12 protein-coding genes are annotated in these 14,339 nt (G+C 71.1%); 3 read left to right on the top strand and 9 right to left on the bottom strand.

Features of this window, described 5'->3' with window-relative positions; all coding sequences use genetic code 11:
- Together WD341_RS19735 and WD341_RS19730 are read right to left on the bottom strand one after the other, a co-directional pair.
- Positions 1-892: NYN domain-containing protein (locus tag WD341_RS19735; RefSeq protein ID WP_368427208.1), on the bottom strand; the 892-nt coding region annotated here is incomplete at its 3' end.
- 114 nt (positions 893-1,006) lie between these two features.
- Positions 1,007-3,007 carry a biotin carboxylase N-terminal domain-containing protein gene (locus WD341_RS19730; protein ID WP_368427207.1) on the bottom strand — a complete coding sequence of 667 codons (2,001 nt, stop codon included), beginning with the start codon at positions 3,005-3,007 and terminating at the stop codon, positions 1,007-1,009.
- A 147-nt stretch (positions 3,008-3,154) separates the two neighbouring features.
- Between WD341_RS19730 and WD341_RS19725 the strand changes: the two genes are divergently transcribed.
- Entirely contained in the window at positions 3,155-4,489 is a 1,335-nt protein-coding gene (locus WD341_RS19725) for a DUF2254 domain-containing protein (protein WP_368427206.1), read from the top strand.
- 79 nt (positions 4,490-4,568) lie between these two features.
- On the opposite strand, the gene WD341_RS19720 is transcribed toward WD341_RS19725, so the two are convergent.
- From WD341_RS19720 to WD341_RS19695, 6 genes are all read right to left on the bottom strand, one after another.
- Complete coding sequence (locus tag WD341_RS19720; RefSeq protein ID WP_368427205.1) at positions 4,569-5,135, bottom strand: YcjF family protein; 567 nt, start codon at positions 5,133-5,135, stop codon at positions 4,569-4,571.
- 151 nt (positions 5,136-5,286) lie between these two features.
- On the bottom strand, positions 5,287-5,832 hold the full coding sequence (locus WD341_RS19715) for a YcjF family protein (RefSeq protein ID WP_368427204.1): 546 nt from the start codon (positions 5,830-5,832) through the stop codon (positions 5,287-5,289).
- 144 nt (positions 5,833-5,976) lie between these two features.
- Entirely contained in the window at positions 5,977-6,189 is a 213-nt protein-coding gene (locus WD341_RS19710; RefSeq protein ID WP_368427203.1) for a hypothetical protein, read from the bottom strand.
- 65 nt (positions 6,190-6,254) lie between these two features.
- Positions 6,255-7,406: a prohibitin family protein gene (locus WD341_RS19705; protein ID WP_368427202.1), complete on the bottom strand. Its 1,152-nt coding sequence runs from the start codon at positions 7,404-7,406 to the stop codon at positions 6,255-6,257.
- Complete coding sequence (locus WD341_RS19700) at positions 7,403-9,067, bottom strand: cyclic peptide export ABC transporter (RefSeq protein ID WP_368427201.1); 1,665 nt, start codon at positions 9,065-9,067, stop codon at positions 7,403-7,405. The genes WD341_RS19705 and WD341_RS19700 overlap by 4 nt, the downstream gene beginning before the upstream one ends.
- A 240-nt stretch (positions 9,068-9,307) precedes the next feature.
- Complete coding sequence (locus tag WD341_RS19695) at positions 9,308-10,915, bottom strand: carboxyl transferase domain-containing protein (RefSeq protein WP_368427200.1); 1,608 nt, start codon at positions 10,913-10,915, stop codon at positions 9,308-9,310.
- Positions 10,916-11,067: 152 nt separating this feature from the next.
- Between WD341_RS19695 and WD341_RS19690 the strand changes: the two genes are divergently transcribed.
- A complete protein-coding gene (locus WD341_RS19690) occupies positions 11,068-12,306 on the top strand; it encodes an acyl-CoA dehydrogenase (protein WP_368427199.1) in 1,239 nt (412 codons plus the stop codon).
- 90 nt (positions 12,307-12,396) lie between these two features.
- Complete coding sequence (locus WD341_RS19685; protein ID WP_368427198.1) at positions 12,397-12,924, top strand: OsmC family protein; 528 nt, start codon at positions 12,397-12,399, stop codon at positions 12,922-12,924.
- 4 nt (positions 12,925-12,928) lie between these two features.
- On the opposite strand, the gene WD341_RS19680 is transcribed toward WD341_RS19685, so the two are convergent.
- A complete protein-coding gene (locus tag WD341_RS19680; RefSeq protein ID WP_368427197.1) occupies positions 12,929-14,095 on the bottom strand; it encodes an iron-containing alcohol dehydrogenase in 1,167 nt (388 codons plus the stop codon).
- Positions 14,096-14,339: the final 244 nt, after the last annotated feature.

Raw genomic sequence — 14,339 nt, 5'->3', positions numbered from 1 at the left:
CATCTCCTCGACCCGCATCTCCTCGACCCGCATCTCCTCGACCGGCATCTCCTCGACGGGCGCCCTCGCTCGCTGCCCCGGTCGCCGTGGCCGGGCGGGTCGGCGGGTCGTGGCGCTCCGGCGCGAAGACGTAGCGGTCGAGGACGGAGACGGCCGGCGCCAGCTTGGCCTCGATCAGGCGGCTGAGCGAGCCGGCACCGAGCCAGTGCTGCTCGCGCAGGCTCTCGCCGAACTTGCGCAGCGCCTGGCCGCCCAACTGCGAGAGCAGCAGGGGCCTGGGCGCCCGCACGACCGTCTCGCGCAGGAAGCCGAGCAGCTCCGCCTCGCTCGGCGGCAGCGCGTCGCTGCGCTCCAGGCCCAGGGCGCCGCCGACGAAGGCCGCGATCGGCACGACGATGTCGGCCGAGGCGCGCAGCGCCGGGGCGACCTGTTCGCTGGCCAGGATCGTGGTGCGCCGGTCGTGCAGGCGCAGGCGCAGCAGCACTGGCGCGAAGTCGGCGTCGCCGGAGAGCAGCAGGAACTCGTCGAATCGGGTCTCGTGAGCCAGCGCCTCGACGATGTCGAGCGCCATCTGGATGTCGGCCGAGTTCTTGCCGCCATAGGTCAGCGAGGGGCAGTCCACGACCTGGAAGCCGGCCTGGACGAAGCCGGCGCGCTGGCGCCAGAAGGCGGCCGGATTGAGGTAGCAGCGACGCAGCAGGACGCGGCGCGGCAGGGCGGCGGCCGTCTCGCCCTCGTCGAGAGCATGGCGGCCGGCCTCGAACCAGCTCAGCCAGGCCAGCGGGTACTGGGAGAAGCTCTCGGCGGCCTGGGCGTCGCGCTCGCGCAGGCTGGAGAAGACGTTGTCGAAATCGACGAAAAGGGCGGCTCTCAGATAATCGCTCGCGGACATCGTGCGGATCGGCTCCAAAAAAAGGGGCGCGCGGTCAGGCACCGCTACCGGTAGAGAATGTGGCGCGCCCCTGCACCCTGCCAAGAGCCGGCACCCGGGCGATGGCTCGGGCACCTAGCTTTCCGCCGCCTCGAAGTCCAGCAGATCGGCGCCCTCCTCGACCGTGTCTCCCTCGGCATAGTGCACTGCCGTGACGGTGCCGTCGGCCGGCGCGACGATGCCGTGCTCCATCTTCATCGCCTCCAGCACCAGCAGCGCCTGGCCGCGGACGACCTCGGCGCCGGCCTCGACCGAGACGCGCACGACCTTGCCGGGCATCGGCGCCACCAGCCGCCCCCCGGTCTCGTTCTCGCCGGCAGCGGCTGCCAGCGGGTCGACCAGGGTCAGGCGCCGAGCCACGCCCTCGACGATCAGCGTCAGCTCGTCGCCGTCCCAGAGGTCGCGCGCACGCACCAGGCGGCCGTCCAGGAAGCCGGCGAGCCGGCCCTGGGAGTCGCGCCGCACCGTGACCTCGAGGCGCCGCTCGCCGACCTCGACCAGGGCGCCCTCCCCCCGGTAGTGGACCGTCGCCACCTGCTCGCTCTCGCCGGACCGGAAGGTCAGGCGGCGCTGGGTCTCGTCGTTGAGCCGCCAGCCCTCGGTGCCGAACCAGGGAGAGAAGCGGTCGGCCGAGGCGGCGGCGAGGCGGCCGGCCTCCTCGCGGCGCCGCAACAGCTCGGCGAGGCAGGCCAGCGCAAGGGTGCCGGCGTCGGGCGCCTCGGCCGGCGCGAGCAACTCATCGGCGTGGCGCGGGATGAAGCCGGTGTCGAGCTCGGCGGCGGCGAAGGCGGGATGCCGCGCGATCGCCGCGAGCAGCGGCAGGTTGGTGGTCAGCCCCGCGACCTCGGTACCGGCCAGGGCCTGGCGCAGCCGGCGCACCGCGGCAGCCCGGTCGGCCCCATGGACGACGAGCTTCGCGATCATGGGATCGTAGAAGGGGGTGATCCTGTCGCCGGTCTCGACGCCGCTGTCGACGCGCAGGCCGGCGACCGCCTTGGGGAAGGCGAGATGGCTGAGTCGTCCGGTCGTCGGCAGGAAGTCCCGGCTCGGGTCCTCGGCGTAGAGCCGCACCTCGATGGCGTGGCCCTGCCGGGCGATCTGCTCCTGGGTCAGCGGCAGCGGCTCGCCGGCCGCGACGCGGAGCTGCCACTCGACCAGGTCGAGGCCCGTGATCGCCTCGGTCACCGGATGCTCGACCTGGAGGCGCGTGTTCATCTCCATGAAGTAGAACGCCTCGCCCTCGGCGATGAACTCGACCGTGCCGGCGCCGACGTAACCGATCGCCTCGGCCGCGGCCAGCGCCGCCTCGGCCATGGCCGCGCGCCGCGCCGCGCCGAGCCCGGGCGCCGGCGCCTCCTCGACGACCTTCTGGTGGCGGCGCTGGATCGAGCAGTCGCGCTCGAAGAGGTGCACCGCCCCGCCCCTACCGTCGCAGAAGACCTGCAGCTCGATGTGGCGCGGCCGGCTCAGGTACTTCTCGAGCAGCATGCGGTCGTCGCCGAAGGCGGCGCGCGCCTCGCGCTGCGCACCCTCGAGCTCCGCGGCGAAATCCGCGGGCCGCTGCACCGGCCGCATGCCCTTGCCGCCGCCGCCGGCCGAGGCCTTGATCAGCACCGGGTAGCCGATCCGCCCGGCCTCCTCGCCGAGCAGGTCCGGGTCCTGGTCGGCGCCGTGATAGCCCGGCACCAGGGGCACGCCGGCGCGCTCCATCAGCGCCTTGGCCTCGCTCTTCGAGCCCATGGCGCGGATCGCCGGGGCCGGCGGCCCGACGAAGACGGTGCCGGCCGCCGCACAGGCCTCGGCGAAGCCGGCGTTCTCCGAAAGGAAGCCGTAGCCGGGATGGATCGCCTCGGCGCCGCTCGCCCGTGCCACCTCCAGGATGCGCTCGGCCAGCAGGTAGCTCTCCGCCGCTGGCGCCGGCCCGATGAGCCAGGATTCGTCGGCCTCGCGGACGTGGCGCGCGCCGGCGTCGGCCTCTGAATGCACGGCGATCGTGCGGATGCCCAGGCGCCGCGCCGTGCGCGCGATGCGGCAGGCGATCTCCCCCCGGTTGGCGATCAGCAGGCTCGAGAACATGGTGCGGCGACGCTGCCCCCTGGACGATCTGGAATCAAGCGGCTTGCCTGCATCGAGCGGCTTGCGGCCTGGACCGGAGCCCGACCGCATCCTAGGCTCTGCCGCCGCAGCCGAACAGCGCCGAGCGAGCGGCCGAGGGAAGGCGAGATGAACGCACGGCTGAAATACCTACGCTACGTCGTCGTCAGCTCCTTCTGGTTCATCCCGGCGGTCCTGCTGCTGGCGGCCTTCGTGCTGGCGGTGCTGAGCGCACTCTTCGACCGGAGCATGCAGGACACCTGGACCAGCGAGCTGAACTGGGTCTTCTGGGTCGGCCCCGAGGGCGCGCGGACGATCCTTCAGGTCATCGCCGGCTCGATGATCGGAGCGACCACCCTGGTCTTCTCCATGACCCTGGTCGCCCTGTCGCTGGCCTCCTCCCAACTCGGGCCTCGGCTGCTCGCGATCTTCCGCGCCGATCGCACGACCCAGGTCGCGCTCGGCGTGTTCGTCGCCACGCTTGCCTACGCGCTGCTGATGCTCCGGCTGGTGCGGACCGAGACCGCTGATGCCGCCGATTTCGTGCCGCTCGCCGCGGTGACGGTGGCGCAGCTGCTGACGCTCTGCAGCCTCGGCCTGCTGATCTACTTCATCCACCACCTGGCCCAGCTGCTGGAGGCCGACACCATCATCTCCCACGTCGGCCGCGATCTCGATGCAAGCGTCGACACCCTGTTCCCCAAGACCGGCGCGCCCGACCGGGGGACGCTGCACCCGGCCAATGAGGAAGCGCGGTCCGAGCGCTTCGTCATGGTCGTCACCGCACGACGAGCGGGCTATGTCGAGACCGTCGACCGTCAGAAGCTGGTGGCGCTCGCCTGCGAGGCCAAGGGCCTCGTCGAGCTCGAGGTGATGCCCGGCGACTTCCTGGTCCCGGGCCAGACGCTCGCACGCTTCTGGCCGCTCGACCGGGCGACCGAGGACCTCAAGCAGGCGATCCGCGACAGCATCGCCGCCGGCCCGAAGCGCACCCAGGCCGAGGATCTCGAGTACGCGGTCAACGCCCTGGTCGAGGTCGCCCTGCGCGCTCTCTCGCCGAGCCTCAACGATCCCTTCACCGCGATCGCCTGCGTCAACCGGATCGGCGCCTCCCTGGCCCTGGCGATCAGCCGTCAGGACCCGCCGGTCTGCCACCGGGACGAGGGTGGGACGCCGCGCCTGCTGCAGCCCGAGCGCGGCTTCGTGGCGCTTCTGGAGGACGGCTACGACAACATCCGCCGCGCCGCGGTGGGGCAACCACCCGTGCTGGTCACCCTGGTGCGCAGGCTCGCCAGCCTCGCCGAGCTGGCGGCGGACCCGGAGCGGCGAGCCGCGATCGAGCGCCAGGGCGAAGCGGTGCGGCGGGCGGTCGAGCGGCACCTCTCCGAGCCGCGCGACCGCCAGCCCGTCGAGCAGGCGCTCGGCCGGCTGGAGGCGAAGCTGCGCCGCTGGGACGAGGGCTGAGCCGCGCCGCCGCTGCGACGTGGCCTCAGCTGTCCTCCGGCAGCCCGTCGGCCTGCCGGAGGAGGTCGCCCGTGGCGCCTCAAGCCTTGGCGGCGGCCTCTGCCTCGGCGTTGGCGGCCTTGCCCCGGACGAAGCTCGCGGCGCGGCGCTTGCCTTCCTGGAACTCGCGCTTGAACTGCTCCGCCTTCGCGGAGGCATCGAAGTTCTCGAGCGACCCGCCGTTCTGGAAATGCCAGGCGAAGACCCGGCCGACCGCCCAGGTGACGGCGCCGGCGACGGCGGGCACGGTGGCCAGGCTGAGCGCCGGGCCGACCAGCGGCACCGCGCGGAACAGCGAGAAGGTCGTGCGCCCGACCACCGTGAATGGCAGCACGGAGCCGACGAGGGTGGCGATCGCCGCCTTCACGGCCTGCTCGGAGAAGGGCAGCGTATAGAGGTCGCAGAGCTTGGCGATCATGCGCAGCTGGATCGTGCCGCTGGTCACCACCTCGAGGAGGGGCAGTGGAATCAGGCCACCGGCTGCGGCGTAGAGCGCATGCCGGTTGATGATCTCGTGGGCTACCTCGGGCACGCCGGCCAGCTCCGCATCCTGCGTCTCGGCATCCTGCGTCTCGGCATCCTGCGCCGTCTTTTCCGCTTCAGCCATGCTCGTCGTCTCCTGTCATGGTGACCGTGACTTGACGGGCCGCCGTCGCTTCGGCCACCCGGTCGTCAATTGCCGTAAGCGCCCCGCGCTCCGCGGGCGAGGCATATCGCGCCCGCGCCGCAGGGGCCCCTCGCGGGCGTGGAGCGCGCCCTCAGGCCTTTGCCGCGGCCGCCTTCTCCGACGTCTTGGCGGAAGTGCCCTTCGCGAATTCTGAAGCGCGACGCTTGCCCTCCTCGAACTCACGCTTGAACTGCTCGCGCTTGTCCGCCGCATTGAAGTCCTCGATCGTGCCGCCGCTGGCGAAATGCCAGGCGAAGACGCGCCCGACCGCCCAGGTCAGGGCCGCAGCGAGCGCCGGCATCGTAGCGAGGCCCAGGAGCGGGCCGACCACCGGCACGGCGCGGAACAGCGAGAAGGTCGCATAGCCGAGCCCGGCGACCGGCAGGGTGGAGCCGACCAGCGAAGCGATGGAGGCCTTGACGGCCTGCTCGGAGAAGACGAGGCCATAGTGGTCGCTGAGCTGGGCGATCATGCGCAGCTGGATGGTGCCGCTGGCGACCACCTCGAGCAACGGGATCGGGATCAGGCCGCCGACCGCCGCATAGGCGACGTGGCGCCGGATGGTCTCGTCGACCTGCGCCGGGAGCGCCGTCTCGTTCGTCGCCGAAGCCTCGGCGTCCTTCGTGTCCTCGACCATGCCCCCCCCTTCCGCCGACCAGCCGGCATGGCCGGTCTCCGCTCACTATCGAGGGTATTCCGCCGCTTCGGAAACTTCAATACAGCCGCATCGACGATCCGCCCACTGCGACCGCACCGGGTCGCCGTAGAGGCAGGCGGGAGCTCAGTCCTCGGTCGATTTCGAGTTTGCGGCGGCCCGCATCACCAGCACCTCATCCGTGGAGCGCAGCAACAACACCGCGAGCAGGACGAGCAGCGGCGAGAACACCACCGAGATCAGGGTGACGCCGATGAAGCCGGCGCGCGTGTTCCGCGCGAGGTAGCCGACGCCGAAGCAGCAGACGATGTAGATGAGCAGCAGCGGGAAATAGACCATCTCGAGAACTCCGTGGGCGTGGCTACGCTATCTGTGGTGCGGGACCGAAGCTCGGGCTGCCGGATTCACTGGTTCGCAGGCTTCAGGCGCTCGGTGCCGGGCGGTGCCACCAGGCCTGGAAACAGGCCGGTGCCGGTGTCGCCGGTCCCCATGATCTGGGAGTCGCCGGCGCTGGGTGCATGGTCCCCCCGGAACTCGTCCAGGGCCCGCTTGTCTTCGGGCAGGAAGTTCTCCCCGTCCGGCGTGCTCTGGCGCAGCACGTCCAGGCCGCTGTCCCTGAAGATGTTCGGCAGCTTGGTCCAGTCCGGCAGGCGCCCGGCGTCACCGCCGATCGGCGGCACCGGCTGCGGCGTCGAGGGCACGGCGGCGATGTCGCTGCCCAGGATCAGCGGCAGCTGGTCCCTGCCGCTGCCGACGACCACGACCTTGGAGTTCGGCGACTGCGCCAGCTGAACGGTTGCCTCGATGCCGCGCCAGGTCAGCAGCGTGTCATTCAGGGATTCCGAGACGACCGAGTAGAAATTGCGGATGCCGATCGCCTGGATGCGGAGGCGCTCGGCCTCCTGCTTCTCTGTCGCGATGCGGAACTGGTAGGAAGCGGCGCGCTGCTCCTGCGCCAGCTTGTCCTCGATCGCCGTCGTGATGTGGTCGGGCAGAGCGATCCGGGTGATCACGACGTCGTCGAAGTTGAACACCTTCGACAGCGGGTGCAGCTCGACCAGCGCCAGGATCTCGGCCTGCAACTTGTCGTGATCGACCGAGTAGAGCTCGTTGGAATTGTAGTTGGTCACCGTCTGGCGGATGATCGAGCGGGTCAGCGGCGCCACGATGCGGTCCCGGTAGTCGGTGCCCAGGGTCGCCAGGATCGTCGGCACCGCCTCGTAGACCGGATGGTAGAGGGCGGAGCCCTCGACCATCACGTTCATGCCCTCGGCGGAGAGCGCGATCACCTTGTACGGAAGCCGCTGGGTGCGGACCTCGAACAGGTAGATGCGGTCCCAGGGAAGCTTGATCGCCAGGCCCTCGGGAATCACCCGGCTGAGCACCGTGCCGCCGCCGAGCAGGCTATAGAGCGCACCGACGTGGCCCGGCGGGATCGCCAGGAAGACGAAGCGCCAGAGCAGCAGCAACAGCAGCGCCAGTACCAGCAGGCTGCCTATCGCGAAGGCGACGATCCTCTCGGTCCTGCTGAACAGCGGGGTCGCCCGCACCGTCATGACTCTGTCCCTCTATGCCTGCCGTCTTCGCCAGCGTCCGATGGCCGGACCGCGGGGCGCGCGCGACCGTCGGCCAGTATCAGCGTCCGGTCGGCGATATGGAAATAGCGATCGTCGTGGCTGACCAGGATCATCGTGCGGCCCTCCGCCTTCCAGCGCGGCACCAGCTCGTCATAGAAGCGCTGGCGGAACTCCGGGTCCTGGTCGGCGGCGAGCTCGTCGAGGACCAGGATCGGCCGTTCCTCGAGCAGCGCGACGGCGAGCGCCAGGCGCTTGCGCTGCCCGGTCGAAAGATCGGTGTTGGTGAAGCGGCCGTCTCGGTAGGCGGTCTTGTGGGCGATGTCGAGCTCGGCGAGCAGCGCATTGACCCGCTCCTCGGGCACGCCCTCCAGGCCGTAGAGCCGGTCGAACAGGTGGAAGTCGCTGAACACCGAGGAGAACAGGCTGCGGTAGGCCCGCACGTTGGTGCTGTCGACCGGCGCGCCGTCCCACAGCAGGGTCCCGCTTTGCGGCTGGTAGAGCCGGGTGAAGGTCTTGAGCAGGGTCGACTTGCCGCTGCCGTTGCCGCCGACCACGAACAGCAGCTCGCCCTTGGACAGCTCCAGCGTGGCCGGTCCCATGGTGAAGCTGCGCTGCCCGTCCCGGTCGAAGTAGCTGTAGAGCAGGTCAAGCCCCGCGATCGTCTGGAAATCGACGGCACCCCGGGCCGCCGCCTCGTCCCGCGCGGCCGCCTGGAGGCTCTTCTCCATGGCGTCGAACTCGTCGATCGCGAAGGAGGCGCGGGTCACCGTCGGCACCGTCTTCAGGATCACCTCGACGATACCGAGCATGTAGACCGCCACGTAGACCGACATGCCGATGACCCTCTGCTCGCCGACGAAGCTCGGCAGCACGAAGGCGATCGTCCCCAGCATCAGGTAGAAGAAGACGTAGGAGACGTTGATGCCCTTGTTGATCTGTTTCGTCGCGTCGATCTGGGCGTCGCGCAGGCTCCCGGATTCCGGCGTCAGGTAGCGGTGCTCGAGGTCGTCGCCGCGCGAGTCGTGCAGCTTGACCTCCTTGAAGCCGTCGAGGAGGTGGCGCAGCAGCGCGTAGAAGCGGTCCTGGACCTGGCTGGCCCAGGCCAGGGCGCCGTGGGTCTGGCGCTGGCTCAGCCGGTAGAAGAAGCTGCTCGAGAGGATCACCACGGCGATCACCGCGAAGACCAGCGGCGAGAGCATCAGCGTGTAGAAGCCGCCCAGGATCAGCGCGCCGAAGGCCCCCACGCCGTGCATCGCCATCATCGCGGCCTCGTTCATGACCGCCGAGTTGCGCGACAGGACGTCGTAGACCGAGCGGCCGCCGTTGCTCTCGAAGCGGCCGTAGTCGGTGCGCCGCACCAGCTCGACCGTGCGCACCCGAATCCGGTCGAGCAGATCCTCGATGACCGCGGTCGAGATGCGCTGTCCGACCGCCTGCCCAACGACCACGGCACTGGCGGCAAAGGCAAAGAGCACCAGGCCCGTGAGGTCCGGCTTGCCGTCGGCGTGCTTCTCGGGATCGAGCACGGTGTTGACGACCATCAGGATGCCGATGGTGCCGAAGGTGCTTCCCGCCACCGAGAGCGCGAGCCTGAGCCGTAGCGGCCCGGCCGCTTCCCAGAGCACCAGCAAGAATTTCACAAGATCACCCCGTCTCCGTGAGCGCGGCCACCGGGCCGCACCCAAGGCCCTGCCCCGGACCTCGCGCGGCGCGCAGCATGGCGCCCGCCTCTCCCGAAGTCACATGAATCCGCCATTCCCGTGCCGCGCGACCCCTGCCCCGCGCGATCCTAGCGCGCGCGGCGGCCGCTGGAAACCGCGTTGGCTGACCGTGGGTCAGCGGAGCCCTCGGGCGCCGGCACGCCGCGCGCGCCGCGCCGCTCACATGCGGAAGAGGCCGAAGCGGGTCGGTTCGATCTGCGCGTTCAGCGCCGCCGAGAGGCCGAGGGCCAGGGTCATGCGGGCGTCGAGCGGGTCGAGGATGCCGTCGTCCCAGAGCCGCGCCGAGGCATAGTAGGGGTGGCCCTGCTCCTCGTACTGGGCCCGGATCGGCGCCTTGAAGGCCTCCTCCTCCTCGGCCGGCCAGGCGCCGCCCTTGGCCTCGATGTTGTCGCGCCGCACGGTCGCCAGCACGTTGGCCGCCTGCTCGCCGCCCATCACCGAGATGCGGGCGTTCGGCCAGCTCCACAGGAAGCGCGGTCCGTAGGCGCGGCCGCACATGCCGTAGTTGCCGGCGCCGAAGGAGCCGCCGACGATCATGGTGAACTTGGGCACCTGCGTGGTCGCGACCGCCGTGACCAGCTTGGCCCCGTCCTTGGCGATGCCGCCGGCCTCGTACTTCCGGCCGACCATGAAGCCCGCGATGTTCTGCAGGAAGACCAGCGGGATGCCGCGCTGGCTGCACAGCTCGATGAAGTGCGCGCCCTTCAGCGCGGATTCGCTGAACAGGATGCCGTTGTTGGCGACGATGCCCACGGGATAGCCCCAGATCCGGGCGAAGCCGCAGACCAGGGAGGCGCCGTAAAGCGCCTTGAACTCGTCGAGCTCGCTGCCGTCGACCAGGCGCGCGATCAGCTCGCGCACGTCGTAGGGCCGGCGCAGGTCGCTCGGCACCACGCCGTAGAGTTCCTGCGGATCGTAGGCCGGCTCGCGCGGGGCCGCGATGTCGAGCTGGTGACGCTTGACGGCGTTCAGGTTGCCGACGATGCGCCGGACGATGCCGAGGGCATGGGCGTCGCTCGTCGCATAGTGGTCGGTGACGCCGGAGGTCCGGCTGTGGACCTCGGCGCCGCCCAGGTCCTCGGCGCTGACGACCTCGCCGGTCGCCGCCTTGACCAGCGGCGGACCGCCCAGGAAGATCGTGCCCTGCCCCTTCACGATGATCGATTCGTCCGACATCGCCGGGACGTAGGCGCCGCCGGCGGTGCAGGAGCCCATCACGGCGGCGATCTGCGGGATGCCCTTGGCGGACATGTTGGCCTGATTGAAGAAGATCCGGCCGAAGTGCTCGCGGTCGGGGAATACCTCGTCCTGGTTCGGCAGGTTCGCGCCGCCCGAATCGACCAGGTAGATGCAGGGCAGCCGGTTCTGCTCGGCGATCTCCTGGGCGCGCAGGTGCTTCTTGACGGTCATGGGATAGTAGGTCCCGCCCTTGACCGTGGCGTCGTTGGCGACGATCAGGCATTCGCGGCCCGCGACCCGGCCGATCCCGGTCACGATCCCGGCGGCCGCGATCGGCTCGCCGTAAAGGCCGTGTGCGGCGAGCTGCGAGAGCTCCAGGAAGGGGCTGCCGGGGTCGAGCAGCGTGCGCACCCGCTCGCGCGGCAGCAGCTTGCCACGCCCCAGGTGCCGCGCGCGGGCCGTCTCGCCGCCGCCGAGCTTGACCGCCTGGACCTGCCCACGCAGATCCTCGACCAAAGCGCGCATCGCCGCGGCATTGGCCTTGAAGTCGTCGCCGCGCGGCGAAATCTTGGACTTGATGACGGTCATGGAGGGTGCCGGTCCCGGGTGGTCGCGCGATCGGGCCAGCATGCCGGCCCGACGGGCGGCCGGCAAGGAGGGCGCTTCCGGGCGCCGGAAGGCGGCGCTATGGTGCGCCGCGAGAGTCCAGGCCAGAGACGACAGGACGGGAGCAGCCTTAAATGAGTGCCGTTGAATCCGCCGATGCAACAGCCGGCAAGTCGCCGGTCAAGTCGGACCGCGCGACCCGCTTCGAGTGGGAGGACCCGCTGCTGCTCGAGGAGCAGCTGAGCGAGGACGAGCGGATGATCCGCGACGCGGCGCGCAGCTATTGCCAGGAGCAGCTGATGCCGCGGGTGGTGCAGGCCAATCGCCACGAGACCTTCGACCGCGAGATCATGACCGAGCTCGGCAGTCTCGGGCTGCTTGGCCCGACCATTCCCGAGGAATACGGCGGCGCCGGCGTCAGCTATGTCTCCTACGGCCTGGTCACGCGCGAGGTCGAGCGGGTCGACAGCGGCTACCGCTCGGCCATGTCGGTGCAGTCCTCGCTGGTCATGCACCCGATCTACGCTTTCGGCAGCGAGGAGCAGCGCCGCAAGTACCTGCCCCGTCTCGCCACCGGCGAGTCGGTGGGCTGCTTCGGCCTGACCGAGCCCGACGCCGGCTCCGACCCCTCCTCGATGCGCACGCTGGCCAAGCCGGTCGAGGGCGGCTACCGCCTGAACGGCAGCAAGATGTGGATCACGAACTCGCCGATCGCCGACGTCTTCGTGGTCTGGGCGAAGTCCGAGAAGCACGACGGCAAGATCCGCGGCTTCCTGCTGGAAAAGGGCATGAAGGGCCTCTCCGCCCCCAAGATCGAGGGCAAGTTCGCGCTGCGCGCCTCGATCACCGGCGAGATCGTCATGGACGACGTCGAGGTGCCGGAGGACAGCCTGCTGCCCAACATCTCCGGGCTGGCCGGTCCCTTCGGCTGCCTGAACCGGGCACGCTACGGCATCTCCTGGGGCGCCATGGGCGCCGCGGAGTTCTGCTGGCACGCCGCGCGACAGTACACGCTGGACCGCCAGATGTTCGGCAAGCCGCTGGCCGCGACCCAGCTGATCCAGAAGAAGCTGGCCGACATGCAGACCGAGATCGCCCTGGCGCTACAGGCGTCGCTGCGCGTCGGCCGCCTGATGGACGAAGGCAAGCTGCTGCCCGAGGCGATCAGCCTGGTGAAGCGCAACGCCTGCGGCAAGGCGCTGGACATCGCGCGCATGGCCCGCGACATGCACGGCGGCAACGGCATCTCCGACGAGTTCCACGTCATCCGCCACGTCATGAACCTGGAGGCGGTCAACACCTACGAGGGGACCCACGACGTCCACGCGCTGATCCTGGGCCGCGCGCAGACAGGGCTCCAGGCTTTCGGCTGACCGCCCGGCGGACGCGCCGCGACCGCCACTTCCCCTGGCGCCGGCACCTGCCCATGGGTGCCCCGCCCGAGCCCTGCTGGAGGACGAGCCATGGACGCCGAGAAACTGCGCGCGACGCAGCAGCCGCTGAAGGCCCGCTACAAGGACAATCCGGAAGCGGCCGTGGTCACCCTGAAGGCATCGGGGGCGATCGACGACTCCTCGATCGTCTGCCGGGTCGACACCGGCCGCGCCCTGGTCGAGGCCGGCCTGCATCCCGCGACCGGCGGCTCGGGCAGCGAGGCCTGCTCGGGCGACATGCTGCTCGAGGCGCTGGTCGCCTGCGCCGGCGTGACCCTGCGCGCCGTCGCGACGGCGCTCGGCATCGAGCTGCGCGACGGCAAGGTGGTGGCCGAGGGCGACCTCGACTTCCGCGGCACCCTGGGCGTCGACAAGCAGGCACCGGTCGGCTTCCGCGAGATCCGCCTGAGCTTCGAGCTCGACACCGACGCCGGACAGGACCAGCTCGACACGCTGCTCAAGCTGACCGAGCGCTACTGCGTCATCTATCAGACGATCCGCAGCGCGCCGCCGCTCAGCGTGACCATGACCCCGGCCAGGAGCGCGGCGGCGGAATAGCGCCTCACGCCGCCAGCAGGCGCCGGCAGAAGCCGCCGAGCTCGGCCTCCGAGTAGGCGCGGCAGTTCGAGGCCAGCATCGCCCGGTTCTCCGGCCTCAGGGTCGCCGCCAGCAGGCCCTCCGGCGTCAGTTGCCCCTCGGCCAGCCCCCCGCCTGCCAGCCGGCGATCGAGGCCGACGCGCTCGACCAGCGCCTGGTAGGCGCCGGCGAGCTGGCCGGGCGTCCACTGCGCCTCCCCCGGCAGGCCGAGCGCCCGGGCCACCGCCCGGTGCGCCTCGGGCGCCGCCTCGGCGTTGTCGGCGAGCGCGACGCCGAGGGCGAGGCCGACGGCGCGGCCGTGATGGACGTGGCCGAGCGCCCCCAGGGCGTGGCCGAGCGCGTGGGCGATGCCGGTGCCGCAGGCGTCGATCGCCTGGCCGGCCAGCCAGGCCGCGAGCTGCATCCCGCCGCGCGCTTCCAGGTCGCCGGGCGCCTCGACCGCCCGCGGCAGCCAGCGCGCGACCAGGGTGACCGCCTGCAGGGCCGGGGACTGGCCGAGCGGGTGGCGGTTGCGGTTGGTCGCCGCCTCGATCGCGTGGACCAGGGCGTCGATGCCGGTCGCGGCGGTCAGGTGGGCGGGCAGGCCGACGGTCAGCTCTGGATCGAGCAGCGCGACCCGCGCCGTCATCGCCTCGCCCCAGGCCCAGACCTTGCTGCCGTCGGCCAGGGTGAAGATCGCCGTACGCGTCGCCTCGGAGCCGGTGCCGGCGGTGGTCGGGATCAGCACGGCCGGCAGCGCCGCCTCGGGAAAGGGCCGGGCGGCCAGCGCATAGTCGGCGGCCGGCCGGCGGTCGCCGGCGATGCAGGCGGCGAGCTTGGCGACGTCGAGGGCCGAGCCGCCGCCGAGCCCGACGACCGCGGCCGCGCCGTGGCCCCGCGCCGCCTGCGCGGCGGCGTCGACCTGGGCCGCCGTCGGATCGCTGGCCAGCGCCTCGAACCGCCCGACCTCGAGTCCGGCCTCGGCGAGCGCCGCCTCGACCCGGTCGGCGAGCGGCCGGACCCCCGGGTCGGCGACCAGAAGCAGCGGCGCGCCCGGCGCCAGCAGGCCGGCGAGACGCGGACCGAGCCGGGCGAGGCTGCCGGCGCCGGAGATCAGCGCGGGGCCGCGCGGCAGGTCGAGGTCGGGAATCATCGTCGGCTCCGGGCTGTCGAGAGGCTCGGCGTCGAGGCCAGCCTGGATTTCTCATACTGGAAGGGGTCGGCATCGTTCCTGGCGGGCTCGATCCGCCAGGAGAAGCCTGAAGAGCGTAGCCGAAGCTACGCTCGAGGGCTTCGACGCCGCGGGCGAGCCCGCCAGGAGCGACCCGAAGGGCGTGGGTGACGACCCCTTCCAGTATGAGAAATCCAGGCTAGGAGCCTGTCCTGCTAATGGTCGA

It is taken from the genome of Tistlia sp., from assembly GCF_040905785.1.
Taxonomy (GTDB): Bacteria; Pseudomonadota; Alphaproteobacteria; order Kiloniellales; family DSM-21159; genus Tistlia.
Note: the sequence above shows the minus strand (reverse complement) of the source record. Positions and strands in the feature narration are given on the sequence as shown.